Raw genomic sequence first — 25,663 nt, 5'->3', positions numbered from 1 at the left:
CCATGAAAGAGTATCAAACCATCACTGAGATCAGCGGCCCCCTCGTGTACGCCGAGGTCGACGAGGCGATCGGCTACGACGAGATCGTCGAGATCGAGACAGCACAGGGGGAGACGCTGCGCGGACAGGTGCTCGAATCCTCGGAGGGCGTCGTCGCCATCCAGGTGTTCGAGGGCACCTCCGGTATCGACCAGAATGCGTCCGTCCGCTTCCTGGGCGAGACGATGAAGATGCCCGTCACCGAGGACCTGCTCGGACGGGTTCTCGACGGCTCCGGCCGTCCGATCGACGGCGGCCCGGAGATCGTTCCCGAGGAGCGACAGGACATCGTCGGTGCGGCGATCAACCCGTACTCCCGGGAGTACCCCGAGGAGTTCATCGAGACGGGCGTCTCCGCGATCGACGGGATGAACACGCTCGTTCGCGGACAGAAGCTCCCGATCTTCTCCAGCTCCGGCCAGCCGCACTCGGAGTTGGCGATGCAGATCGCCCGGCAGGCCAGCGTCCCCGAGGAGGAGGGTGACGACGAGGAGGACGAGGAGGGCTCCGAGTTCGCCGTCATCTTCGGCGCAATGGGGATCACTCAGGAGGAGGCCAACGAGTTCATGGAGGACTTCGAGCGCACCGGTGCGCTGGAACGCTCTGTCGTCTTCATGAACCTCGCGGACGACCCCGCGGTCGAGCGGACGGTCACGCCGCGAATGGTCCTGACGACGGCAGAGTACCTTGCCTTCGAGAAGGACTACCACGTGCTCGTCATCCTGACGGATATGACGAACTACTGTGAGGCGCTCCGTGAGATCGGTGCGGCTCGCGAGGAGGTCCCCGGCCGGCGTGGCTACCCCGGATACATGTACACTGACCTCGCACAGCTGTACGAGCGTGCGGGCCGGATCGAGGGTCGTGAGGGGTCGGTGACGCAGATCCCGATCCTCACGATGCCGGGTGACGACGACACCCACCCGATCCCGGACCTGACCGGATACATCACCGAGGGGCAGATCTACGTCGACCCCGACCTGAACAGTCAGGGGCTTCAGCCACCGGTCAACGTGCTTCCTAGCCTGTCGCGGCTGATGGACGACGGGATCGGCGAGGGGCTCACGCGCGCCGATCACGCCGACCTGAAAGACCAGATGTTCGCGGCGTACGCGGAGGGGGAGGACCTCCGTGACCTCGTGAACATCGTCGGCCGCGAGGCGCTGTCGGACCTGGACAATAAATACCTGGACTTCGCCGACCGGTTCGAGGCGGAGTTCATCGATCAGGGGTTCGACACGAATCGCGACATCGAGGAAACGCTTGACCTCGGCTGGGAACTCGTCTCGATGCTGCCGAAGGACGCGCTCAACCGGATCGACGAGGAGTTCATCGAGGAGTACTACCACGAGGACGACTCGGAGCAGCAGGTCGTCGAATCGGCGGACTGATCGCTCCTCGTTTTTTCGATGTCCCGCCCCGGCTTGAGCAACGGCATCGAAACCGTTCGGATGACGGATCCTCACTCGGTCTCGGCGAGATCGATCACGTTCTCTCGGCCGATCCGGAGCTTCTCAACGTCTCCTTCGTCGGCCATTCGCGACAGGACCCGGGAGGTTTTCGACTTCGACCAGTCGAGCTCCTCGACGATCGCTGACTGTCGCATTCGACTGCGGTGCTGCGGGAACTCCCTTCCCGGCAGTTCTTTTTTCGGCGGTCGTACCCGCTTGACCCCGCTTGGGGCGCTTCGCGTCTGAAAAGAATTAACCGGGTCGACGCGGAACGTTCGGGCAACAGATGGCCAAGGACGTCAAACCGACCCGGAAGAACCTGATGGCGATCGAGGACCGAATCGATCTCTCCGAACGGGGTCACGACACGCTCGAACAGAAGCGTGACGGGCTCATCATGGAGTTCATGGACATCCTCGATCAGGCACAGGACGTCCGGTCGGACATGGCGGACGATTACGAGACGGCCCAGCGGACGATCGACATGGCGCGCGCGATGGAGGGCGACGTCGCCGTCCGCGGTGCGGCCGCGGCGCTGAAGGAGCACCCGGAGATCACCACGCGGTCGAAGAACATCATGGGCGTCGTTGTTCCACAGATCGAGTCCTCGAAGGTGAAGAAGAATCTCGACGAGCGAGGCTACGGCCTGCTCGGCTCCTCGGCGCGGATCGACGAGGCCGCGGACGCCTACGAGGAACTGCTCGAATCGATTATCCTCGCTGCCGAGGTCGAGACGGCGATGAAGAAGATGTTGGAGGAGATCGAAACCACCAAGCGACGCGTCAACGCTTTGGAGTTCACGCTTCTGCCCCAGCTGTACGAGAACCAGGAATACATCGAACAGAAGCTCGAGGAGCAGGAGCGCGAGGAGACCTTCCGGCTGAAGAAGATCAAGGACAAAAAGGAGGAAGAAGAGAAGGCGGAGCGAGAGGAAGCTCAAGCCGAGGCAGCCACGGAGGCCGAGTCGTCCGCGGACGCGGCCGACGCCTGATCCGGCCGGATAGACTCGTTCGGCTCTCGACTTTCTCCGGTTTCGGACTCACCGGCCCGATGTCGCGTCCGTTTAAGTACTCACGCCTCCGAGTGGCCGCCATGGCCTGTCCGTACTGTGCGTCGAGCGTCGTCGCGTTCGCGGTGCCACCCGGGATCCGCGAGCACGCGCCCGCGCCCGAAACCGTGATCTGTACGGTTTGTCTCCGGACGGTCCCGGCTGTCGACGCCGGTGTGGATCCGGCGGGGTCGGCGGACGGAGTTGTGGAACCCATGGATGTCGGTGTGGGATCGCCGGTGCCCGACTTTTCGCCGGTTGACCCCGCGTTTCCCGACGGGGAGGCGGGCGTCGCGCTCGCGTTGCTATGCGGCTCCTTGGTGTCGTTCGCGCTCAATCGATCGTCGATCGAGGCACTGGTCGAACACGCGGAGCGCTCGGGTGCGGACGTCTTCTCGTTTCTCGAACGGCTCGACGCCGCCGATGCCGCATTCGATCTCGATCGGCGACGGGCCGCGCTCCTCGATCTCTGTTAGATCGCCGCTAGCGTGAGAACCGTATTACACGTCGACGCCCGGCGGATCGTTCCACTCGTCGTCCTCGTCGGTCGTGCCCCCTTCTCCGTCGGTCGCGCTTCGTCCCCCATCGGCCGCTTCTCGTCCCTCGCCGCGGTCGGTTCCGCCCGGTTCGATGAGTTCCTCTCCGCGTCGCGACTCGTGGACCTCGAAGCGTTGGCCCTGTGCGTACGGGTCCTCTTCGGGGTCGTAGTCGGTCTCCGCTCGCTCGAAGAGATACGCGAAGAAGCCGAACAGCGGAACGAAAAACGCGATCGCTGCCCACTTTTTCGGGTTCATCCCGTGGTTCGGCGCGTCGATGTAGGCGTACGCCGCGAACCCGACGAGCCACGCGAGCGGCAGCCCGACGAGAACTACGACGAGGAACGGCTCCATACGCCCGCTTCGAGCGCGTCGATATAAGACCCCGGGTCCGTGAGGCGTCTCCACGTTGGATGGCGTTCGTCCGGTTCGGATTCCACGTGTTCGGCTCCACCGGATTCCCTTTCATATTACTGGCATGCGTCGGGAAGTGATCGCGGAGAGTCGAAACGTCGGCGGCGAAAGGCGGACGCAAGTGGAACTCCACGGCGGTGGGGCAGCCGGACTCAGTCCCAGAACGACTGCGTCCGGGCGTACTCGCGTTCCTGACGGATCACGTCGCGGTAGAACTCCTCTTCGTCCTCGCGCAGCTTGTTGATGATCCGGGCGGCGTTGTGCGGGCCGACGCCGCGGGCGGCCATCGCGATTACCGCCCGCTTCCCGTGGGTCTGGACGAGACTCGCTGCGCGGTGGGCCCGCCGGGTGCGTCGCTCCTGTCCGTCGTCCTTTTCGCTTGCGCGGACCGCGGCGACCGTCTCGTCGTCCCACGGGTTCAGCGAGGCGATCCGCGTCGACCCGCACTCCGGACACTCCGGCTGCTCGCGGACCCGTCGCACCTTCGTCGTGTGTTTCCAGTCGTTACAGTGGAGACACGATAGGATCACTCGGTCGTTGCGGATGCGCTCGCGGACCGTCTCGATCACGTCGGCGTCGGCGTTCTCGGGCACGAGGAACTCCGTGCCGGCCGAGCGTCCCGCGGTCCCGAGGGGCGTCCGCTCGCGGGCGGTCGCGAGGTCGATCTCGCCGGACTGTATCTCCGACAGCACCTCGGCGGTCTCCTCGACGGCGAGATCGGCGTGGAACACTTCCCGGACCGCCTCGTCGTAGACGGGAGTCCCCTCAAGCGCCGCGAGCAGGCGGTCGCCGCCAAACTTCCCGCGCCCCTCGCGGTAGCGCTTGACTGAGCCGAACTTCGCCGCGACCTGCGCGAGCGTGAACTTCAGCGTGTCGGCGTTCTTCAGGGCAAGTTCGAGGTACGCCTCCAGCGAGTCGGGGTCCGTCGTCTCCAGAACCTCACAGAACGTACCGGGATCGACACCGTGTGGGACCTCGAACTCGATCCGATACGGGTCGACGTCCATCCCGACCGACGACCCCGTCCGCTGCCCCACGAGCGCGGCGAGCAGGCGCGCGAGCGTCTCGTTGACCGCGTGACCGAACGTCGCGTTCACGGCCACGGTCCGCGCGCTCCCCTCGATCACGACCCGGTCGTCGGTCGGGACGGGACCGCCCGCCTCAACGTGGTCGACGATCGCGTCGATCGCGGCTGCGCCAGTCGTCTCGTCGATCGGATAGCGCTCCGCGAGATCGCCCGCGACCGCCCTCGGAGTCGACCCGGCCACGAGCGCGTCCGCGACCTCACCCCGGATCCGTCCCACCTCCTCGGCGACCGGTCGCGGGACGGGGATCTCTTGGCCGACCCACGAGGGGACCTCGCCCGCGGGGTCCGCGATCGGTGTGACCTCGACGCGCTCCTCCTCCTCGTCCACCTTCGTGATCCGCCACATTTCGCCGCGTTGGATGAACGTCTCGCCCGGACCGGCGAAGTTCACGACGAACCGCTCGTCCAAGGTGCCGATCCCGCGACGCGAGGACATGTCGTACACCTCGTAGGTGGATTCGTCGGGGATCATAGAGAGGTTCGCGTAGAAGTACTGCCACGTCCCCCCGGACTTTTCGAGCGTGTCCGACTCCTCGTCGAGCCAGAGCAGCCGGTTACCGTCGAGCTCGCGAACGACCTCCTGAAACCGTGGCTCCGAGAGCTCGCGGAACGGGTACGCGTTCGTCACGGTCTCGTACACTTCCCGAGCGTGGATGTCGTCCTCGTCCATGACGACCCCGACGATCTGGTTGGCGACGGTATCGAGACTGCCGTGGTGGATCGCCGCCGGCTCGACCAACTCCTCGTCGGCGCGGCGGGCGATCGCCAGCGCTTCGAGGGTGTCGTCACCGCCCTGCGTTACGACCGTTCCTTCAGAAACCAGATCGCGGCGGTGACCCGCGCGGCCGACGCGTTGGAGCAGGCGGGCGACCTCGCGGGGACTCCCGTACTGAACCACGTGGTCGACGCGTCCCACGTCGATGCCGAGTTCCATCGAGGAGGTACAGACGAGCCCATCGAGATCCCCCGATTTGAACCGGTCTTCCACGTCGATCCGGACATCCTTCGAGAGCGACCCGTGATGGACTTCGATCCCGGTTGGGTCGGCGATATTCTCGTCGCTCTCCTCCCGCTCGGCCAGCGTCTTGAACCGCGAGCCGAGCGCTTCCGCGGTCTGTCGCGTGTTGACGAAGATCAATGTCGAGTCGTTGTCGGCGACGATCCCGCGGATCGTCCGGACGTGGCTCGCAGTCGTCTCGTCGATCGCCAACTCGCCGGCGAGGGTGGCGTCCCGGTCGGTTATTTTGGGGTCGAGCACCCGCACGTCGGTCCGGCTGCCGGCCGCGACCTCGACCGTCTCGAACTCGCGGTCGCCCGGACGGTCCGGATCGCGCCGGCCACAGCCCACGAGAAAGCGCCCGACTTCCCCGGGTGTCCCGACGGTCGCGGAGAGGCCGACCCGCTGAAACGGTCCTGCCACCCGGCGGAGGCGTTCGAGCCCGACCGTGAGCTGTGCGCCGCGTTTCGCCGAGGCGAGTTCGTGTACCTCGTCGATCACGACGTGTGCCACGTCTTCGAGGGCAACCCGCATCTTCGAACCGGTCAAGATTGCTTGGAGGCTCTCGGGCGTCGTGATGAGTACATCCGGCGGGTCGTCGGCCTGTTTCGACCGCTCGTACTGGGTGGTGTCGCCGTGACGCACTGCGACCTCGATATCCAGTCGATCGCCCCACCACTCCAATCGGTCCATCATGTCGCGGTTGAGTGCGCGGAGCGGGGTGATGTAGAGGGCAGAGATCCCATCTCGGGGCCGGTCGCCGGGAGAATCGCGGGCGTCGACGATGGCGTCAAAGACGGGGAGCATCGCGGTTTCCGTCTTTCCGGTTCCGGTCGGCGCGAGAACGAGTGCGTTTCGGCCGTCGGACAGTGGCGGGATCGCCTTTTGTTGTGGTTCAGTGGGTGTGGAGAAGCCCTGCTCGGAGAGGGCCTCCCGGACCTCAGTTCCGAGGTTCGCGAACGCGTCCATGCCCGACGATTTCGCCATTAGCTGATCGTCGGATGTTGGAGACTGAGGCGATTAAGGCCGTCGCTATACGTGGTTTATTTATAAGTGATCGGTGGTGGATGAGTGACGAACACCGCCAAAGCCTCGGTCGCTCGTTTATAAGTGATTACTAGCGATCCGGCGATGAACACCGCCAAAGCCTCGGTCGCTCGTTTATAAGTGATTACTAGCGATCCGGCGATGAACACCGCCAAAGCCCCAGTCGCGAGGGCGGCGCACGCTCGCCGCGCTCCTCGGTCGTTCGCTTCGCTCACTCCCTGCGGTGCTCGCGTCCCCTGCGCCGCCCTCGCGACTGCCCCTTTGAATCCCACCCCGCACCGCAACCGCACCTCACACCTCCCCAGCCTCGCGGCTCCCTTCGGTCGCCGCGTCCCTCGCGCCGGCGTCGCCGGCGCGTAGCGCCGGCTGCCAGAGGGACCCTCGGTCCCTCACGGTTCGCGGCCCAAAGGGCCGCTCACCGGGGCGCGCCACCGCAGTTCATTTATAAACAGTCGCTATCGTCACCTACGTCACTCCACCCCCACTCGTCGCGTATTGCTCGTGTGCGCCGCTGTCGAGGATCGCCGCGATTTCGTCGACCACTTCCAGCACGTCGGCGAACGAGGTGTACGGCGCGGCCGGACAGACGCGGACGACGTTCGGCGGCCGGAAGTCGACGACCACGCCGCGATCCGTTAGGGCCGCGCTCAGCCGCTCGGCGTCAGGATGTTCGAGGGCGACGTGGCCGCCGCGGGCCGCGTGCTCACGGGGCGTGCCGACCGACACCTCTGGAAGCCGCTCGTCGACGAGGGCGATGAGGAAGTCCGTGAGCGCGAGCGATTTAGCGCGGAGCCGGTCGATCCCGGCCTCCCGGAGGAGCTCTATGGAGCCCTCCAAGGGTGCGGCCGCGAACAGCGGCGGGGTTCCGATCTGCCACGCACCCGCGGAGTCGGCCGGAGTGTACTCCATGTTCATCTCGAACTGCGTGTCCTTCTCGTGGCCCCACCAGCCGGCCAGCGCGGGCGTGAGCCCGTGGTGGCGCTCGGCGACGTACAGCGCGCCGATCGATCCGGGACCGGCGTTGAGGTATTTATACGTACACCAGACCGCGAAGTCGACGTCGGCCTCGCCAAACTCGTGTGGGACCGTGCCGACCGAGTGGGCCGCATCGAAGCCGGCGTACGCGCCCGCCTCGTGGGCGGCCTCGGTAATCCGCGCAACGTCGAACAGCTGTCCCGAGCGGTACAGCGCGGTCGGCATCCAGACGATCCCGATGTCGTCGTGGGCGTCGAGCGCGGCCTCGATATCTCGGGGGTCGATCGTCCGACCGTCGCGACTCGGAACGACCCGGAGCTTCTCGTCGGGATCGATCCCTCGCTGGCGGAGCTGTGCCCGGATCGCGTAGTGATCTGAGGGAAAGTCGAGTTCGTTGACGAGGACGGCGGGGTCGGTCTCGGGGTCTCCGTCCGCCGCCTGCGTCCCGTCCCCTACCCACGTCCCGTCCGCCGCTGGGAGTCCCTCACGCTCCGGCCCGTTTCCGGCCAGTAGTTCATCGAGGAACGTCCCGACGAGCGTGTGGATGTTCACCGTGATCGAGTTGCCGACGACGACCTCCTCGGGGTCGGCACCGACCAGCGGCGCGAGCGCGTCACCAAGCCGCTCACCCATCGTGAACCACGGCGGGTCAGCGTCGGTCCACCCGCCGATCAGCAGCTCACGCCACTCCTCGATCACGCGGTCGAGACTCGCCAGCGCGGCGTCGCTTGCGGGACCGAGCGAGTTGCCGTCCATATACAACACGTCTCCTGGCACGTGGTATCGGTCCGCGACCGAAGAGAGTGGGTCGCCGTCGTCGAGGCGGGCGGCGAGGACGGCCGGATCCACGTCGCCGACATCGGTCGCTCCGTCGTACTCGTCCATACCCGATCGGGTGGTGCCGTCGACTAATCGGTTCCGGGGACGGCGCTCGTGTCCGAACAAATCGGATGAAACCGAGGAGTTGGTCGCTACTCGACGATGTCGATCGCCGGTCGCCCCGGCTCCGCCTTCCGGACGACGGCGTCGTCTGCGTCCGCGGCACGCTCGACAACGACGGGCGCATCGAACTCACGCTCGATCAGCCACGCGGCCGCCCGCAGCGCGTCGTACTCGTCGTCACCCGACAGCGTCTCCCGGAGGGCCTCGCGGTTCGCCTGTAGGTCGTGCCCGTAGGAGGCGGCATCGTCGCCCTGCTCGCGGATGTGGCTCTCCTGCATGAGTTCGCCGATGAGGTTGCCGGCGTCGCTGTCGAGGGCGATCGACAGCGCGTCGTATTTCCAGTCGGGCGCGACGACGACATCGATCCGCTGGGGGTCCTCGATGCCCGCCACGTCGACGATATCGCGGACGTCCTCGCGCGTGTTCTCGACCAGCCGGCGGCGGCGCTCGACAGTCACCCGGTCGACCGTTGCGGTCGGCCACTCGGCGTCGACGGCAAACCCGTCTCGTTCGAGCGTTTCCCACAGCTCCTCGGCCAGATGCGGGGCGACCGGTGCGAGCAGGCGGACGGCGACGTCGAGGCCGCGCGCGTACGTCTCCGGGTGCGGCTCGGCGTGCTCGCGATAGCTCCGGAGCGTTCGGACGAGGTCCTGCGCCTCGCGCAGTGCGACGTTGAACGTGAGGTCGTCGTACTCCGCGCCCGCGATGGCGACGGCGGCGTCGGTCTCGTTCGCGACGTAGTCGTCGACCGTGTCGCGGTCGGCGTCGGCGGGGGCGGTCGCCGCGTCGTCCGCGACGTACTCCTCGACGAGGTCGGCCAGCCGTGTCAGGAACCGGTACGTCGACCTGACGCCCTCCTCGCTCCAGTCGAAGTCGCGCTCGGGTTGGGCCGCCTGCATCATGAACAGGCGAGCGGTGTCCGCGCCGTACTCCTCGACGATCCGCTGTGGGGAGACGGTGTTCCCCTTTGATTTTGACATCTTCTCGCCGTCCAGTTGGACCATTCCCTGCGCCAACAGGTTGGTGAACGGCTCGCGGTGCTCCAGTCCCTCGTGGTCGGCTATTGTCTTCGTGACGAACCGGCTGTACAGCAGATGCATCACGGCGTGTTCGATGCCGCCGACGTACTGGTCGACCGGCATCCAGTCGTTCGCACGATCGAGGTCGAAGGGTACCTCCTCCGCGCCGGGCGAGACGTAGCGCAGGAAGTACCACGAGGAGTCGACGAACGTGTCCATCGTGTCGGTCTCGCGGGTTGCCGACCCGCCGCACTCCGGGCAGATCGTCGCCTTCCACTCCTCGGCGGCATCGAGCGGGTTGCCGGTCGTGTTGATGAACTCCGGCAGCTCCACGGGGAGGTCCTCCTCAGGCACCAGCACGCTTCCGCAGTCGTCGTGGCAGTGAACGATCGGGATCGGCGTCCCCCAGTAGCGCTGCCGGGAGATCCCCCAGTCGCGCAGCTGGTACTGGGTGCTCTCCTCCGCGCTCTCGATCGCTTCAGTGAGTCGCTCGCGGGCCGTCTCGCTCCGCAACCCGCTGTACTCGCCGGAGTTGATCAGCACGCCGTCCTCGGTGAACGCCTCCTCGCTCACGTCGGGTGTGTCGGGGGCCGTGTCGTCGTCCCAGTCGTCCGGTTCAGGGGCGATCACGGGTCGGATCTCGACGTCCATCTTTTCCGCGAAGGCGTGGTCGCGCTCGTCGTGTGCGGGGACGGCCATCAGCGCGCCGGTTCCCACATCCGAGAGGACGAAGTCGGCGACGAAAACGGGTATCTCCTCGCCGGTCGCGGGGTTGGTGGCGGTCAAGCCGGTCTCGACTCCATTCGGCTCGTCGCCTTCGGGATCGGCCTCGTGATGGACGAACTCGTGGACTGCGTCGTCCTCGGACGCGAGCGCCTCACTTATCGGGTGGTCCGGTGCGAGCGCGAAGAACGTCGCGCCGTGGATTGTGTCGACACGGGTCGTAAACGCCTCGACAGGGCCATGTCCATCGATGTGGAACTCGAGTTGTGTCCCGTACTGACGGCCGATCCAGTTACGCTGCATCTGCCGGACCGAGTTCGGCCAGCCCTCTAAGTCGTCGATGGCCTCCAGTAGCTCGTCTGCGTACTCGGTTATCCGCAGGAACCACTGTTCCAACTCGCGGTCCTCGACCGGGGTGTCACACCGCCAGCACAGCTCTGCGTCTCCCTCGACCTGCTCGTCGGCGAGGACGGTCTCACACGAGGGACACCAGTTCACTTCGGCGTCGCGGCGCTCGGCGAGCCCCTCTTCGTGGAACCGGCGGAACAGCCACTGGTTCCACTCGTAGTACTCGGGGGTACAGGTCGTGATTTCACGGTCCCAGTCGTAGCCGAACCCCATCGATTTCATCTGGCCGCGCATCGTGTCGATACAGTCCATCGTCCAGTCGCGGGGGTTCGTGTCGCGCTCCTTGGCGGCGTTCTCCGCGGGGAGGCCGAACGCGTCCCACCCCATCGGATGGAGTACGTCGTCGCCGCGCATCCGGCGGTAGCGGGCGTACGCGTCCGTGATGGTGTAGTTCCGGACGTGGCCCATGTGGAGTTTCCCGGACGGGTACGGATACATCCCGAGGACGTACGTCGGGTCCTCGACGTCGTCCGGCGTGTGATACACGGCAGCGTCGTCCCACGCCGCCTGCCACCGACTCTCGACCGCGGTGTGGTCGTAACCCTCCTGTGACATCTGCTTATATACTCGTGGTTCGGTCGGCGTTCTATACCTTTCCATCCTGTGATGGACCGTGACACGCCCGGATGTGGTCGTTTCTCGGGAGGGCCGGTACGGGAGAAGGTATTTGCGGTCGGAGCCGCCAGTTCGGAGTATGGCGCTCAAAAAGGTCCTCTACTACGGCGCGATCGGGATCGGGATCCTGATCGCCGTCAGCATCGTCGTCTCCATCGTCTCGACGCTGTTGAGTCTCGCGTGGGCGGTGATATCCGGGTTGATATCGCTCGCTATCCTCCTTGGAATCGTCTACGCTGCTTATAAAGCAGGATCGTGGATATTCGGCAGCAGCGGGTCAGAAACGGACCGAATCTCCACCGGACCGAGTTCGTACTCGTCGGGGTCATCGACGGCGGGCGGCTCGCAGGACCGGCAGGACCGTCTCCGACAGCAGTACATCGAGGGACAGATCAGCGAGGCGGAGTTCGAACAGCGGATCGCCCGCGAGTTGGAAAGCGAGGACGTCGACGGCATCGACAAAGAGCTCGAACGCGAGCGTTAGAACCGGTCGCGCAACTCGGCTCGAAGGTCGTCCACGTCGAGGTCTTTCATCGAGAGCAACACCAGCAGGTGATAGACGAGGTCAGCGCTCTCGTAGGTCAGTTCATCGAGGTCGTCGTCTTTCGCCGCGAGGATCGCCTCAGTCGTCTCTTCGCCGATCTTCTCTAACACCGCGTTCTCGCCCTTCTCGTGGGTAAAAAGCGAGGCGGTGTACGACCCCTCTGGCAGTTCTCGCTTGCGCGACTCGATGGTCGCAAACAGCTCGTCGAGGACGGCCTCGTCCGGGACGGTTCGGGCATTGTCGGGCACGTTCCCGTCGCCATCGTCGAGGTCGCTCACGCGATCACCTCGCTGTCGGGGAAGAAGGCGAGGTCGTGGAGTCGCGGGTCGGCAGTGAGTTCCGGGTGGAACGCGGTCGCGACGACCGGGCCGTCACGCACTGCGACCGGCCGCCCGTCGACGGTCGCGAGCGTCTCGACTGCCTCACCGACATCGTCGATGGCGGGCGCGCGGATGAAGACGGCGTGGAACGGCTCGTCAAGCCCCTCGACCGGGACCTTCGCCTCGAAGGAGTCCTTCTGTCGACCGAACGCGTTGCGGTCGACGGTGACGTCGACGACGCTGAGGGGGTCGACCCGGTCGTCCTTGGCGTCGCGCGAACAAACGATGAGGCCGGCACAGGTGGCGAGAACCGGCTTCCCGGCCGCGACGTGGTCGCGGATCTCGTCTGCGATTCCCTCTTGATGGATCAGCCGCGAGATGGTCGTCGACTCTCCGCCCGGCATGAGAAGCACGTCGCAGTCGGGGACGATACCCGACTCCCTCACTTCGACGACCTCGGCGGGTTCGTCGTGTGCGGCCGCCGCATTCTCGATGGCAGCGGCGTGTTCGGCCACGTCGCCCTGGACGGCGATGACGCCTGCGTACATACTCGCTATCCGGGAGCGACGCGCAAAAAGGGCGCGCTACGCGACATCGGGGAGACCCCCTCCGATCTCAGCATCTTTCGAGGCGGAGCCCCCGGCCTCAACGAGCAAGCGCTTCCGACCGGTCGGAAGCGCGAAGCGAGTAGGCCGGGGAGGAAGCCGACATGGCCGGAAACAAGTAACTTGATTGCTACTGTCTGACTTGCCACCCGATACACTTTTTTCGGGCGACAACGTACCATTGTGTAGTGATACCGTCGCGCACGTCGGCGGTATCACGGGCCGCAGTAGCCCGGCCCCAAATGGTGGGGACGCCGACCCCGAAGGTCGCTCAGTACGGGCGAGGAACGACCTTCCTCCCCTGCGACAACTGACGGCGAGTCCCACATCAAAGCCCCACCCTCCACGAGCGAACCCGTCAGGGTGAGCGAAGTAGGGTGGGGTCGGTTACGCAACGGTCAACGAGAGGATCTGGACGAAGACGCCGAAGAGGACGCAGAACGCGAGGACCGTCTTCGGGTCCATCGTTATCGCGTTCCGGTCCTGTGCGTCGAAGTACCGAACGAGCCCCGCACTGGACATCAGCCCGCCGGAGTTGCTTCCACTGCTCATACGCATCGATACTGTATCGCCGGTGGTAAGCGTTTCGTCTCGGATCGGGACCGTTCGGGCGGGGATCGCTCGCGGAGTCCCTCATCGTACCGCCGGGTGAGAAACCCTTATCGGCTCGGCCCTGCTAGTCATCGGCGAACCATGACTGTTCGACTGCTGGACTTCTACGCAGACTGGTGCGGCCCGTGTAAAACGCAGGACCCGATCCTGGAGGACGTTCAGGAGGAACTCGGCGACGCCTTCGAGCTACAGAAGGTCGACGTCGACGAGGAGCAGGACGTCGCCAACCAGTACCAAGTTCGGTCGCTGCCGACGCTGATCGTCGAGAACGACGACGGCGTCGTCGACCGGTTCGTCGGCGTCACCCAGAAGGAGGACATCACGGCGGCCATCTCCGAAGCCGGCGCATAACGGTTTCTCCCGTCGCCGCCTCGCTCCGGCAGTGTTCCGTCGCCGCGTCTCGCAACCTTTTACAGCGCTCGCACGCTCACCGGTAGTATGGCCAGTTTCGACGCCGCGGAACGCCGCAACCTCGACCGCGCGATCTGTATGCGCTGTAACGCCCGCAACGCCCCGGATGCCAAGAGCTGCCGCAAGTGCGGCTACAAGAAGCTCCGACCGAAGGCGAAGGAACGCCGCGCGACCTGAACGGCACGCATCGCCCATTTATTTCCGCTCCGGTTCCCGCTAGCACCTGGCTTCTTCGGCACTGTCACTCGCCTTCTCCCGGACGCCGAATCGATTAGTCCTCGCTCGTCTCCGAGGCGACGTGATCCGCGTCCGCGGCGCTCCCGCGTTCGGCCATCATCTCCGCCGCGCGCGGTGCCCACCCGGTGTACCTAAAGCCGACAGCGACGACGAGCGCCATCCAGCAGTACGCGAGGAACACCCCGATGTACGCCCCTTCGGGGCCGAGCGCCAGCGTCCGGCTCAACAGCCACGAGAGTCCCAAAAAGAGCCCGAACATCCCCGAGACCCGCGCGACCAGTGGTATCCGGGTCTCGCTTGCGCCCTGTAACGACCCCGACAGCGCCGAGAAGCAGACGAGCGCGGCTCCTGCGAGGCCGTATACTCGAGCGAAGTCGACCGCGTAGCTCGCGGTCTCCGGGTCGCTCGTGAAGAGGCGGACGACCTCCGGTGCGAGCACGACGAGCGCGAGGCCGATCGTTCCGACCGTGAGCACGCCGAGGCTCGCGACCGCCCAGCCGTTGTATCGTGCCTCGTCCGGATCGCCCGCGCCCAGCGCATGCCCGACGAGCACCGAGGCGGCGACGTTGTATCCGCGCGAGAGCGGTCCGGTGACCTGCTGGTAGACGCGCCGCCCGATCTGGAACCCGGCGTTGACCGCCTCGCCGAATCCTAACAGCAGGGCGTTAAACGGGAACTCCGCGGCCTCCGAGCCGAATCCCTCGACCACTCGCGGGGCGCTCACCCGAAGGAGCTGGCGGGCGATCGTGAGATCCCGCGGTCGAGCGAAGTTCGCGTCGGTCCACGACCCCCAGATGGCCGCACACAGCAGGCCGGCGGTGAGGACGTTGGCGGCGGCGGTCGCCAGCCCGACGCCGACTATCTCCAGCCGCGGAAAGCCGAACAGTCCCAACCCCAACACGACCGATCCGGTGATATTGAGCGTGTTGGCGACGATGTTGACGTACATCGGCGTTCGGGTGTCGCCGGTTCCTTGGAGCGCTCGCGCGCCGACGAGCGCGACGTGTCTCGCGGGGGCGGTCGCGAAGACGATTGCGAGGTAGACGGAGCCGAGCGCGACGACCTCCGATGGGGTCTCCTGCCCGACGAGCGTTCCGAACACGTCGATCGCGGCCTCACCTAAAAAGAGGCCGAAGAGGACGAACGGAACACCTGCGAGCGCGCCGATCAGGATCGCCTGTGTGACGGCCTCGTCGCGGGTGTCTGTCGCGCCCGCGCCGGTGTCCTGTGAGGAGAGCGCGATCGCGCCGCCGCCGAGCCCCAATCCGATCCGCAGCGGAAACCGGGCGTACAGGTCCGCGAGCCCGATGGCGACGACGGCCGCCGGCGAGAACAGCGCGGTGACGATGATGTCCGTCGTCCGCATCGCGGTGCGGAACGTCTGCTCGGCCATCACCGGCCACGCGAGCGAGAACACGCGTTTCCAGACGCGCCGGAGCCGCGGGAAATCCATGCGTCATCGCCGACGGCCGGAACCGGTTTTTAGATGTCGAACGCGGCCGTCCCCGCCGGAGCCCGGACGATAGGCGGCTCCAGTCGCTCTGCCGCCTTCCGCCCGAAGATTGAAACGCGAGAGCGACCCACCCGGGCTATGGACGTCTTCGTGTACGGAACGCTCACCGAACCGGAGCAGGTCGGCGACCTGCTCGACTCGTTCGTTTTCGTCGGCTCCGCGACGCTGACGGGGCTCCGGCTCGTCGAGGGCGAGTACCCGACGCTCGCGCCGGGCGGGGAGACCGCCGGTCGACTCCTTCGAACCGAGGAGGTCGACTCCCTCGACGAGTACGAACGCGTCGACGACGACCTGTACGTCCGCGTGACCGTCCCGCTCGACGCGCCGGACGAATACCCGGCGGAGACGGCGGTGTACGTGGGCGACCCAGACCGGCTCGGTGCGGACGCGACGTGGCCGGGGGAGGGATCGTTCGGCGAGCGTGTCGCGAGCTACCTGTCGACCGCCGATGTCGCGGTCCGGCTCGACGGGTCGAGATCCGTCTGACGGGCCGATGACGCGGGACTAGCCCCGCCGCAGTCTCCCGGTTTTACTTTCACTCCGCCTGCCGGACCTTTTTGTATCACGCCGCGCTTCGTTTACTCGCACGTCACACGCGTGCATTCCCCCATTCCCTTTTACCGACGGCGACCGGAACCGATTAGCCGCCGGCCCCGCCAGAACGGCGTATGCTGACGCTATCTGCGATCCGTGACGCCCGGGAGCGGGTCGACGCGGTCGCTCGCCACACGCCCTTGGAGCGGTCGCGGACGTTCTCGGAGATGACCGGCGCGAACGTCCACCTCAAACTCGAGAACTTCCAGCGCACCGGCGCGTTCAAGATCCGTGGTGCGGCCAACCGCATCGGAACGCTCCCGGCAGAGGCGCGCGAGGCCGGCGTCGTCACCGCCAGCGCGGGCAACCACGCGCAGGGGGTCGCCCTCGCGGCCGAGCGCGCGGGCGTCGACGCAACCGTCGTCATGCCGAAGTTCGCGCCCGTGTCGAAGGTGAAGGCCACCCGCGGATACGGCGCGACCGTCCGGCTGGAGGGCGTCGATTACGAGGAGGCGCAGGCGTACGCGCACGAACTCGAACGCGAACACGGGCTCACGTACGTCCACGCGTTCGACGATCCCGCCGTGATGGCCGGGCAGGGAACGCTCGGACTGGAGATAGCCGAGGACTGCCCAGAGCTCGACACCGTCGTCGTTCCGATCGGCGGCGGCGGGCTGATCTCGGGGGTTGCCGTCGCGATCAAAGAGCAGCTTGACGACGTCCGCGTTGTGGGCGTCCAGGCCGAGGGCGCGGCGAGCGCTCCCCAGTCGTTAGCGGCGGGCGAGCGGCGCGCGATCGACAGCGTCGATACGATCGCCGACGGGATCGCTACCCGATCGGTCGGCGAGAAGCCGTTCGAGATCATGCGCGAGTACGTCGACGAGGCGGTCGTCGTCGACGACCGCGAGATCGCACTCGCGCTCACCCTCCTGTTGGAGCGCTCGAAAACGCTCGTCGAGGGCGCGGGCGCGGTCGCGCTCGCCGCGGTCCTCTCGGAGGCGTTCGACTACGAGGACGACGAGACGATCGTCGCCGCGCTCTGTGGCGGCAACATCGACCTCAACCGGCTCGGCACCGTGGTCCGCCGCGGGCTCGTCCAGATGGGTCGATACCTCAAGATCACGATCGATTTAAAAGACCGACCGGGCGAACTGGAGCGCGTCTCCAGTATCGTCGCCCGGACCGGCGCGAACGTGTACGCGGTTCACCACGACCGGACCTCCCGCGATGTCGCCGTCAACGCGGCCGAACTCGAACTCGAACTCGAAACCGACGACGCCGAACACGCCGCCGGCATCGTCGAGGAGCTCGAAGCGGAGGGGTACGACGTGGATATCGTGTCGTGAGCGGGAGACGAGACCGTGGGACTCGTTTATAAATAGTCGGCTCCGGTTGCGTCTCTGCTCTCCGGACAGATCGTCGCCCGAAATAGCTGTGGGCAAGGCTTGGTGGTGAGTGATTACGGGAGTGAGTCTCGCAAATCGACAGCGACGTGATCGTATTTAAAAGGACTGTGAGCGGCTGCGGCGACGGTTTATAAATAAGGAATGCGGTGGCGTGCCCCGGTTCGCGCCCTCAAGAGGGCGCGAACCGCGAGGGACCGAAGGTCCCTCTGGCAGCCGGCGCGTAGCGCCGGCGACGACGGCGCGAGGGAGTCGGTCGGCCGAAGCGAAGCGGAGGCCGGCCGACGAGGCTGGGGAGGCGTGAGGTGCGGTTGCTGTGCGGGGTGGGACTCAAAGGGGCAGCCTGCTCCGGGAAGATGGGCGTTCACGAGAGCGGCGCTCTCGTGAGCCGATCAGAACGCAAAGCGTTCTGATGACGACGCAAGCACTCAAAAAGGGCGAGCGCAGCGAGCCGTGTGAGCGCGCAGCGAGCCCCTCGACCGGAGCAGGCTGGGGCTTTGGAAGTCTTCACCGACGATTCGTCGCTAACCGTTTATAAACGAACAGCTGGAGAAGTGGAGCCGTTCACCACAGCACCATCTACTTATAAACAGCCGCCAGCAACACCACTAATCCACTTATAAACAACTACCAAACCGTATTGCGAGACCTACTCCCGACATCACTTATAAAAACTCCGTACTGACCGACCACCCGTTCGAACATTCGGTCGCCCGGAACTGGTCATCGACGGGTCGCAGTACTGTCCGTATCGCCGTGGTCTCAGTCGTCTGCGGCCGCGGCGTCGACTTCGGGCTCGTACAACTCGCCGGCCCGCTCCAGATCGGAGAGGTAGTCGTCGGCGTCGAGCGCGGCCTTCACGCCCATTCCGCCGGCGGTAACCGCCTGCTGGTAGTGGTGGTCGACCACGTCGCCCGCGCCGAAGAGTCCCTCGACCGTGGTCGCGGTCTGGCCGCCGTCGCGGCCGCCCTGCGTTAGCAGGTAGCCGGCGTCGTCGAGTTCGACGCCCGTTTCCTCCAAGTACTCGGTGTTTGGCGTGTGACCGATCGCATAAAACACCGCGCCCACGTCGAACTCGTACTCCTCGACCGCGTCCGCGGTCGCGGGGTCGTTGAGCTTTTCCTTCGGATGGCCGTCGGGATGCTCGACGAGCGTGACGCTCGTGATCCCGTCCTCGGCCGTGCCGTGAATCTCGGTTAGCTCCGTGTTCCGCAGGATCTCAATCGCGCCGTCATCGACCTTGTCCATGACGCGGTCGATCCAGACGTCCTCGGCACGGAACTCCTCGCGGCGGTGGGCGATGTAGACGGTGTCGGCGAACTTGGTAAGGAAATTCGCCTCCTCCATCGCGGCGTCGCCGCCGCCGACGACGAGCATGTCCTCGTCGCGGAAGAACGCGCCGTCACACGTCGCACACGTCGAGAGCCCGTATCCCATCAGCTCCTCCTCGCCGGGCACGCCGAGGGTGCGCGCGGAGGCTCCGGAGGCGGCGATCACGGCGTCAGCGGTGTACACGTCGCCGTTCGTCAACTCGACACGGAAGTGACCGGCTGGCGTCTTCTCGACGTCGGCGACGATCCCGTTTCGAAGGTCGGTGCCGAACTTCTCGGCCTGCTCGCGCATCTCGTTGATGAGCTCCGGGCCGGAGATCCCGTCGGGGAAGCCGGGGTAGTTCTCGACGTCCGTCGTCAGCGTGAGCTGGCCGCCGGGCTCGTCACCCTCGATCAACAGCGGCTCGTTGTTCGACCGGGCGGCGTAGATCGCCGCGCTCAACGCGGCGATACCGCTCCCGGCGACGAGAAGTCGTCGGTGTTCGAGTATTTCATTGCTCATACTATACTGTTCGTGACGGCGGGATATGTAGGTTGCGCTGCGGGTTCGTTGGACCGGGCGGCTCGCGTCGACACCCGTCGGGTGGTGTCAGTTCGTAAGCCCCTGTCACTCCGGAAACTCGCTCGCGGGCTCCGTCGGGGTCGTTCCCCGAGTCGCGGTCGGCGGGTCGTCGAGCGCCTCGAAGAACCGACCGGAGACGAACGCCTCGACGACGTCGGGAAGTTCCTCGTCCTCGGCAACGCCCTCCAAGATCCCGAGGGGGACCTGCGCGCCGGCCATGTTGGCGTGTCCGCCCGCGGATCCGGCCTGTTCGAGCGCGTCACGGAGGACTTCACCGATGTCGAGGTCGGTGCCGCGGGTGCGAGCGGAGCCGTAGATTACGCCGTCCATGTACCCGTACACGAAGGTCACGGAGACCCCTTCGAGATCCAGCAGTCGGTCGGCGGCCTGCGCGAGCGCGTCGCGGTCGGTTATCTCTCCGACACAGGAGGCGACGATCGATCCCCTGATGTCGCGGCGTTCGATCGCTTCCGCGAGGACGCGGAGTGTCTCCGCGCTCACGCTCGGGCTTTCGACGCGCTCCAGTGTCGACTCATCAACGTGTGGAACCAGCGAGGCGGCCGCGGTAAAATCCGGGATCGACACCTCCCGGGTGAAATCTCGGGTGTCGATACGGATCCCGTACAACAGCGCGGTCGCGAGCGCTCGCTCCGGTTCGATCCCTAGCCGCGAGAGATACTCCGTTATGAGGGTGCTCGTCGCGCCCGCGTCCGGCCGGATGTCGACGAACGTCCCCTCTATCGGACCGCGGGGTGGGTGGTGGTCGATCACGATATCGACGGTCGCGTCCTTGGACAGCGAGTCGTTGATCCCGGCCCGGGAATGATCGACTAAGGCGATTCCGCCGTACTCCGACGGATCGACCTCGCCGAAGGTCTTCAACGACAGATCGAGGAGGTTTACCATCGCGCGGTTCTCTTGATGGGCGATCTCGCCGCCGTAACAGGCGTCCGCGGAGGTTCCGATCCGCTCCGCGATCCGCGTCACCCCGATCGCGCTCGCGATGGCGTCCGGATCCGGGTTGTCGTGTGCGACCACGAGAAGCGGCCCCGAGAGCCGCCGGATAGTTCGAACCAACCGCGGCGGTCGCTCCTCGGCTCCCGGCGATCGAAGCCTCTTGGCGTCGCCGACCGGTTCGACCGGTTCGCTCGACTCATCCGAATCGTCCGGCTCCTCCATCTCGACGGCGTCGAGCACCCGATTCGTCAGCGCCTCGGTCGGGTCGACGACGCGGTCGGCGACCGATTTCAACGCCTCCGTCTGCTCGGCGGTCGGGCCCGTCCCGACGTGTGCGACGATCAGCGCGTCGGGATAGCGTTCCCGGGCGGCCCGGGCGGCCGCGACGTTGCGGGCGGGGTCGTCGCTCGCGACCAACACGACGGACGCGCGGTCGGGATACGCCGAGGGGTCGGTCGGGTCGGCCTCGACGGTCGCGACGTTGCGGTCGCGGAGCGTGGAGGCCCACCCGGTGTCGTCGGTCACCGCCAGAACGTCCGCGCGGTCCTCCCGTGCTCGCTCGACGAGCGTGTTCCCGACAGCGCTACAGCCGAGCAGCAGACGCCGGGGCATGTCCGACCGAAGGGGGTCACGACGCAAAACGCTGCCGTCCGCGGATCGACCGGGTACGGTCCGCGAATCGACTGGGTACGGTCCACGAATCGACCGATCCTCCGCCCCGAGAGTCGACTATTCCAGCGTATCCGGGTCCTTTGCGGCCGCGACGACGTCGACCGCGGCCCGGTTCTCGGCCACGTCGTGGACGCGAACGAGGTCGGCCCCGCGCTCCGCCGCGACCGCGGTCCCTGCGACGGTCGCGTGCTCGCGGTCCTCCGGGGCACACCCGACCGCACCGAACAGCGACTTGTGCGAGTGGCCGACCAACACCGGACAGCCCAGCGCGGCGAACTCGTCGACCCGCCCGAGCAGTTCAAAACTCTCCGCACCCGACTTGCCGAACCCGATCCCGGGGTCGACTATCACGCGCTCGCGGTCGATGCCGGCCACCTCGGCGCGGAGCAGTCGCTCGCGGAGGTCGTCGATCACGTCGGCGACGACGTCGCCGTACTCCGGGTCGTTCTCGGGATCGACCGGGGCGTCCACGCTGTGCATCACGACCACCGGACAGTCGGCGTCGGCGACGACCTCGCGCATCTCGGGGTCCTCCAGTCCGGTGACGTCGTTGATAATATCTGCGCCGGCCGACAGGGCCGCCTCCGCGACCGCCGGCTTCCGGGTGTCGACCGAGACGAGGACGTCGCCGTCGGCGACCGCCTCCACTTCGCGGACCGCCTCGATCACGGGGACGACGCGGTCGATCTCCTCGTCGACGGGGACGGGCTCCGCGCCGGGCCGGGTGGACTCGCCGCCAACGTCGATCACGTCGACGCCGGCTTCGACCATCCGCTCCGCGCCCGCGACGGCGTCGGAGAACCCCTCGTGGCGGCCGCCGTCGTGAAAGGAGTCCGGCGTCACGTTGAGCACGCCCATCACGGCGGTTCGGTCGGCCCACGGATACGGGGTATCGCCACGGACCGCCTCGCCGTCGCCGTCGATTCCGAGGCTCGCCCGGAGGTCGTCCGCGACGCCGCCGAGCCCGTCGCCCGCGCCGTCGAGGCGATCACACAGCTCGCGGAGCTCCGCGGGCGACCCGGCGAGCGTGACCGGCGAGAGCTCTCCCCCGCCGGATTCGCTGCCCCCGTCGACATCACTTCCCTCGCTGTCCGCGCCGACGCCGCCGACCGCAGCCTCGCCGCCGACCGTCCGGAGCGTCGCGGCGACCCGATTCGCCCGGTCCCCGCGCAGTCGGAGCGTGCGAACGCGGTGGTCGACCCCGTCACGAGCACGGTCGACGCCGGCGGGCGGGACGCACCCGGATTCGAGCGCGCGCGTGGCATCACCCGGCTCGCGGACCGACTTCGGAGTCACCGTTCTGGTTCGGGCGGAACGCGCCTCGGCGACCGCGAACAGCGATCCGACGACGAGCACGCAGTCCTCCGGGTTCGCGCGCGCGACCGCCGACTCGACCGCGTCGGCGACGTCGTCGCCGGCGGCTACCGACCCGACGCCCGCGGACCGCAGCGCCGCCGCCAACACCTCCGGGTCCTCTGCGCGATCGAGTGCGGGCCGGCAAGTAACCGCGCTCGCGGCCTCGGGGAGCGCCGCGGCCGTCCCGGCGTGGTCCTTGTCGTGCATCGCCGCGTAGACGAGGTGTAGGTCGTCGTAGTCGTACTCGGCAAGCGTTCCGGCGAGCGTCTCGCAGGCGGCGGGGTTGTGCGCGCCGTCGAGGACGGTCAGGGGCTCGGCGTCGACCACCTCGAACCGCCCGGGCCACGTCGCTCGCGCGAGCCCGTCGGCGAGTGCCCGGTCGGTGAACGCGGCGTCGGAACCGCCGACCGCCTCTACGGTCCGTCGCGCCAGCGCGGCCGCGAGCGCCGCGTTCGTCGCCTGATGTGCGCCCACCAGCGGGATCCGGTACTCGCCCGCCGACTCCCCCGCGAACGAGACCTGCGCGTCGCTCTCGCTCACGCGACCCTCGTACTCCGCGACGATCGCGGCGTCGCCGTGAGGGTCGCCTCCCGATCCCGCGTCTCCCCCCGACTCGGTGACGGTCGTCACTGGCGCGCCAGCCTCGTCGGCGACCTCGCGGACGACATCGAGGGCGACCCCGTCGCAGGCGGTTACCATCGGGGCGTCCGGCTCGGCGATTCGCGATTTGGTGCGGGCGATCTCCTCGATCGAGTCGCCGAGGACCGACGTGTGTTCGAGCGAGACGTTCGTCACCGCGGTCGCGACGGGGTCGACCGCGCTGGTCGCGTCGTACTCGCCGCCCAGCCCGACCTCCAGCACCGCGACGTCGACCTCGCGGCGCGCGAAGTCGTGGATCGCCATCGCCGTCACGACCTCGAAGAAGGTGAGCGGCTCGCCGGCAGCCGCCCGGTCGACGAGCCACGGCTTCACCTCGGCGACGACGTCGGCGACCGCGGCCTCGGTCATCGGTCGGCCGTCGACCCGGACGCGTTCCCCGAGCGACGATAGGTGCGGCGAGGTGTACAGTCCGACAGACAGTCCGGCTTCGCGCAGGACCGACTCGGTCAGCCGTGCGGTGCTTCCTTTCCCGTTCGAGCCCGCGATCTGGACGCACGCCAGGTCGTCCTCGGGGTTACCCAGCCGGTCCAAAAGCGCCGCAACGCGCTCGGTGCCGGGCTTGACCGAGAAGCGACGGAGGTCGAACAGGAAGTTCGCCGCCTCGTGGTAGTGCATGTGGCGTGGGTCGGTGCCGCGTCGGTTAGGCGTATCGGACCACGAAAGCGGAGCGACCCTCGGCGTGTCGGATCGGGAAAGAGCAACCCTTACGCGCGACGACCGCCGACGACGGATATGAACGAGACGGTGCCGTCGGAGCCGACCGACGGAACGAACGCGACCGACCCCGTCCTTGTCGCCGAGGCGGTCCGGAAGTCGTACGGCGACGTCGTCGCGCTCGACGGGGCCGACCTGCGCGTCGACACGGGCGAGGTGTTCGGGCTCATCGGCCCCAACGGCGCGGGCAAAACTACCCTCGTACGCGCGCTCACCGGCACGACCGAGGTGGAAGGAGGGGTCCACGTCCTCGGCGTCCCGCCGCGCGAGGTCGACCCACAGCGCGTCGGGCTCCTCCCGCAGTCGTTCGATCCGCCCGCGCGGCTCACCGCCCGCGAGCTCGTCGACTACTACGGCGGACTCTACGACTCCGCCCGCGACACCGAGGGCGTCCTCCGGGACGTGGGAATGGCCGCCGACGCCGACGCGTGGTACGAGACGCTTTCCGGGGGCCAGAAGCGACGGACCTGCGTCGCGACCGCCATCGTCAACGACCCCGACCTGCTGTTTCTGGACGAGCCGACGACCGGGATCGATCCGGCCGGCCGGCGCTCGATCCACCGGCTGGTCGAGCGACTCGCGGCCGACGGCACCACCGTCCTCCTCACCAGCCACGCCATGGACGAGGTCGAGCGGCTCGCGGACCGGGTCGCGCTCCTCCGCGACGGCGATGTCGTCGCGTCGGGTGCCCCGGACGACCTGATCGCCGCACACGGCGGCCGACCGCGGCTGTCGGTGACGCTTGCCGACCCGGCGGCCGGCTCCGTCGACGCGGTCGCCGGGGCGCTCGAAGCGGGGACGACCGACCCCGACGGGTCCACGAACGTCGGCACGCGCGTCGATGTCGAACCGACCGAGAACGGACTTCGCGTGCTCGGCGTCCGACCCGAGGGGATCGGCGCGGTCGTCGACGCGCTCGCGGACGCTGGGGTCGCGTTCGAGTCGCTCTCGTGGTCCGAACCCACGCTGGAGGACGTCTACCTCGAGTTGACCGGCGAGGAGTACTCGCCGCGCGGCGACGGCGGACTCGTGACCGACTCGTCCGGAAACGGGACGCAGCCGGCGGACGCGTCCACGGTCGCCGAGGTCGGGGATGTCGCTGACGGCGGGGATGTCGTCGATGGAGGAGATGTCGTCGACGGAGGGGACGCATGAGTCGGCTCGGACGGATCGGAACGGAAGCGACGGCGGCGACCCGGTCGTTCCTCCGGCGGCGGACGGCGGTGTTCTTTACGTTCTTCTTCCCCGTGATCCTCGTCGTGATATTCGGGGCGCTGATCCGGACGCAACCAACCGGCGGCGGGCTGTTCGCGGAGCCGGCCGGCTACTACATCCCGGGGTACCTCGCGGTCGTCGTCCTCTTCACGCCGCTGTCGCGTGTCGGCTCCGAGATCGCCCGCCACCGCGACGGCGGCCGGTTCGAGAAGCTGGCGACGACCCCGCTCTCGCGGGTCGAGTGGCTGGTCGCCCACACGCTCGTCAACGTCGCGATCATCGGCGCGGCGAGCCTGCTGATCCTCGGACTCGTGATCGCGGTGACCGACGCGGAACTCGTCGTCTCCGCGTCGCTGCTGGCCCTGCCCGTCTTCGTCGCCGTCGCGGTCGCGCTCTTCTGCGGGTTCGGGGCGATCCTCGGCGCGCTCGCGGACTCACAGGACGGCGTGATCGCCGCGAGCAACACGGTCGCGCTCCCGCTGTTGTTCCTCTCGGAGACGTTCGTCCCGCCGGCGCTGCTGCCCGACTGGTTCCTCCCGGCGGTCGCGGCCTCGCCGCTGACGTACTTCGCGCGCGGGACGCGAGCGATCCTGTACGAGCCAGCCACGTGGGCCACCGAGTTGGCGATCCTCTCGGTACTTGCCGTCGGGTTCCTCGCGCTCGGCGCGTACGCGGTGCCACGGACGGACTGACTCCCCTTCACGCTCAGTCCGCGA

At 67.2% G+C, this 25,663-nt stretch carries 22 protein-coding genes; 10 read left to right on the top strand and 12 right to left on the bottom strand.

Going from position 1 to position 25,663, the window contains the following annotated elements:
• Positions 1-2: 2 nt before the first annotated feature.
• Positions 3-1,430 (top strand): V-type ATP synthase subunit B, encoded by a 1,428-nt coding sequence (locus J2751_RS09115; RefSeq protein WP_209485375.1) that lies wholly within the window; start codon positions 3-5, stop codon positions 1,428-1,430.
• Between the two features lie 71 nt (positions 1,431-1,501).
• Here the strand turns inward: J2751_RS09115 and J2751_RS09110 are convergent, their stop codons facing one another.
• Positions 1,502-1,681: a helix-turn-helix transcriptional regulator gene (locus J2751_RS09110; RefSeq protein WP_394357381.1), complete on the bottom strand. Its 180-nt coding sequence runs from the start codon at positions 1,679-1,681 to the stop codon at positions 1,502-1,504.
• Positions 1,682-1,776: 95 nt separating this feature from the next.
• Between J2751_RS09110 and J2751_RS09105 the strand changes: the two genes are divergently transcribed.
• Both J2751_RS09105 and J2751_RS09100 read left to right on the top strand, forming a co-directional pair.
• Positions 1,777-2,481 carry a V-type ATP synthase subunit D gene (locus J2751_RS09105; RefSeq protein WP_209485371.1) on the top strand — a complete coding sequence of 235 codons (705 nt, stop codon included), beginning with the start codon at positions 1,777-1,779 and terminating at the stop codon, positions 2,479-2,481.
• 101 nt (positions 2,482-2,582) lie between these two features.
• Positions 2,583-3,014, top strand: coding sequence for a DUF6276 family protein (locus J2751_RS09100; RefSeq protein ID WP_209485368.1), 432 nt, complete (start codon positions 2,583-2,585; stop codon positions 3,012-3,014).
• Positions 3,015-3,038: 24 nt separating this feature from the next.
• Here the strand turns inward: J2751_RS09100 and J2751_RS09095 are convergent, their stop codons facing one another.
• The 4 genes from J2751_RS09095 to leuS form a co-directional block, all read right to left on the bottom strand.
• Positions 3,039-3,428: a PLD nuclease N-terminal domain-containing protein gene (locus tag J2751_RS09095; protein ID WP_209485366.1), complete on the bottom strand. Its 390-nt coding sequence runs from the start codon at positions 3,426-3,428 to the stop codon at positions 3,039-3,041.
• A gap of 212 nt (positions 3,429-3,640) precedes the next feature.
• On the bottom strand, positions 3,641-6,559 hold the full coding sequence (locus J2751_RS09090) for a DEAD/DEAH box helicase (protein ID WP_209485364.1): 2,919 nt from the start codon (positions 6,557-6,559) through the stop codon (positions 3,641-3,643).
• Between the two features lie 525 nt (positions 6,560-7,084).
• Positions 7,085-8,479, bottom strand: a complete 1,395-nt coding sequence (gene kynU / locus J2751_RS09085) for a kynureninase (RefSeq protein WP_209485362.1) — start codon at positions 8,477-8,479, stop codon at positions 7,085-7,087.
• 86 nt (positions 8,480-8,565) lie between these two features.
• A complete protein-coding gene (leuS, locus tag J2751_RS09080) occupies positions 8,566-11,241 on the bottom strand; it encodes a leucine--tRNA ligase (protein ID WP_209485360.1) in 2,676 nt (891 codons plus the stop codon).
• Between the two features lie 139 nt (positions 11,242-11,380).
• On the opposite strand from leuS, the gene J2751_RS09075 reads away from it, so the two are divergent.
• Entirely contained in the window at positions 11,381-11,785 is a 405-nt protein-coding gene (locus J2751_RS09075) for a hypothetical protein (protein ID WP_209485348.1), read from the top strand.
• On the opposite strand, the gene hisE is transcribed toward J2751_RS09075, so the two are convergent.
• The 3 genes from hisE to J2751_RS09060 all read right to left on the bottom strand — a co-directional run bounded on the left by hisE (position 11,782) and on the right by J2751_RS09060 (position 13,322).
• Positions 11,782-12,123: a phosphoribosyl-ATP diphosphatase gene (gene hisE / locus J2751_RS09070; RefSeq protein ID WP_321168676.1), complete on the bottom strand. Its 342-nt coding sequence runs from the start codon at positions 12,121-12,123 to the stop codon at positions 11,782-11,784. The genes J2751_RS09075 and hisE overlap by 4 nt on opposite strands.
• On the bottom strand, positions 12,120-12,713 hold the full coding sequence (gene pdxT / locus J2751_RS09065) for a pyridoxal 5'-phosphate synthase glutaminase subunit PdxT (RefSeq protein ID WP_209485346.1): 594 nt from the start codon (positions 12,711-12,713) through the stop codon (positions 12,120-12,122). Before pdxT ends, hisE begins: the two co-directional genes overlap by 4 nt.
• A 444-nt stretch (positions 12,714-13,157) precedes the next feature.
• Complete coding sequence (locus tag J2751_RS09060) at positions 13,158-13,322, bottom strand: preprotein translocase subunit Sec61beta (protein ID WP_209485343.1); 165 nt, start codon at positions 13,320-13,322, stop codon at positions 13,158-13,160.
• A gap of 141 nt (positions 13,323-13,463) precedes the next feature.
• Here J2751_RS09060 and trxA point away from each other — a divergent pair, with 141 nt between their 5' ends.
• Together trxA and J2751_RS09050 are read left to right on the top strand one after the other, a co-directional pair.
• A complete protein-coding gene (trxA, locus tag J2751_RS09055; protein WP_209485341.1) occupies positions 13,464-13,733 on the top strand; it encodes a thioredoxin in 270 nt (89 codons plus the stop codon).
• Positions 13,734-13,820: 87 nt separating this feature from the next.
• On the top strand, positions 13,821-13,970 hold the full coding sequence (locus J2751_RS09050) for a 50S ribosomal protein L40e (protein WP_209485339.1): 150 nt from the start codon (positions 13,821-13,823) through the stop codon (positions 13,968-13,970).
• Positions 13,971-14,064: 94 nt separating this feature from the next.
• On the opposite strand, the gene J2751_RS09045 is transcribed toward J2751_RS09050, so the two are convergent.
• Entirely contained in the window at positions 14,065-15,483 is a 1,419-nt protein-coding gene (locus J2751_RS09045; RefSeq protein WP_209485337.1) for an MATE family efflux transporter, read from the bottom strand.
• A gap of 138 nt (positions 15,484-15,621) precedes the next feature.
• Here J2751_RS09045 and J2751_RS09040 point away from each other — a divergent pair, with 138 nt between their 5' ends.
• Both J2751_RS09040 and ilvA read left to right on the top strand, forming a co-directional pair.
• Entirely contained in the window at positions 15,622-16,029 is a 408-nt protein-coding gene (locus tag J2751_RS09040) for a gamma-glutamylcyclotransferase family protein (RefSeq protein ID WP_209485335.1), read from the top strand.
• A gap of 182 nt (positions 16,030-16,211) precedes the next feature.
• Complete coding sequence (gene ilvA / locus J2751_RS09035; RefSeq protein WP_209485333.1) at positions 16,212-17,423, top strand: threonine ammonia-lyase; 1,212 nt, start codon at positions 16,212-16,214, stop codon at positions 17,421-17,423.
• Positions 17,424-18,242: 819 nt separating this feature from the next.
• Here ilvA and J2751_RS09030 read toward each other — a convergent pair.
• The 3 genes from J2751_RS09030 to folP all read right to left on the bottom strand — a co-directional run bounded on the left by J2751_RS09030 (position 18,243) and on the right by folP (position 23,633).
• Complete coding sequence (locus J2751_RS09030) at positions 18,243-19,313, bottom strand: NAD(P)/FAD-dependent oxidoreductase (protein ID WP_209485331.1); 1,071 nt, start codon at positions 19,311-19,313, stop codon at positions 18,243-18,245.
• A gap of 105 nt (positions 19,314-19,418) precedes the next feature.
• The gene (locus J2751_RS09025) at positions 19,419-20,942 is read right to left on the bottom strand and encodes a DHH family phosphoesterase (RefSeq protein ID WP_209485330.1); all 1,524 of its coding nucleotides are present in this window, start codon (positions 20,940-20,942) and stop codon (positions 19,419-19,421) included.
• Positions 20,943-21,059: 117 nt separating this feature from the next.
• A complete protein-coding gene (gene folP, locus J2751_RS09020; RefSeq protein ID WP_209485328.1) occupies positions 21,060-23,633 on the bottom strand; it encodes a dihydropteroate synthase in 2,574 nt (857 codons plus the stop codon).
• Positions 23,634-23,750: 117 nt separating this feature from the next.
• On the opposite strand from folP, the gene J2751_RS09015 reads away from it, so the two are divergent.
• Both J2751_RS09015 and J2751_RS09010 read left to right on the top strand, forming a co-directional pair.
• Entirely contained in the window at positions 23,751-24,887 is a 1,137-nt protein-coding gene (locus tag J2751_RS09015) for an ABC transporter ATP-binding protein (protein ID WP_209485326.1), read from the top strand.
• Positions 24,884-25,639, top strand: a complete 756-nt coding sequence (locus tag J2751_RS09010) for an ABC transporter permease (RefSeq protein ID WP_209485324.1) — start codon at positions 24,884-24,886, stop codon at positions 25,637-25,639. Before J2751_RS09015 ends, J2751_RS09010 begins: the two co-directional genes overlap by 4 nt.
• The last annotated feature ends 24 nt before the right edge of the window (positions 25,640-25,663 follow it).

Origin of the sequence: Halorubrum alkaliphilum (assembly GCF_017873815.1) — an archaeon.
In the GTDB taxonomy this organism is placed as follows: Archaea; Halobacteriota; Halobacteria; order Halobacteriales; family Haloferacaceae; genus Halorubrum; species Halorubrum alkaliphilum.
The sequence above is the reverse complement of the archived record's forward strand: the minus strand, read 5'-3'. Positions and strand labels throughout refer to the sequence as shown.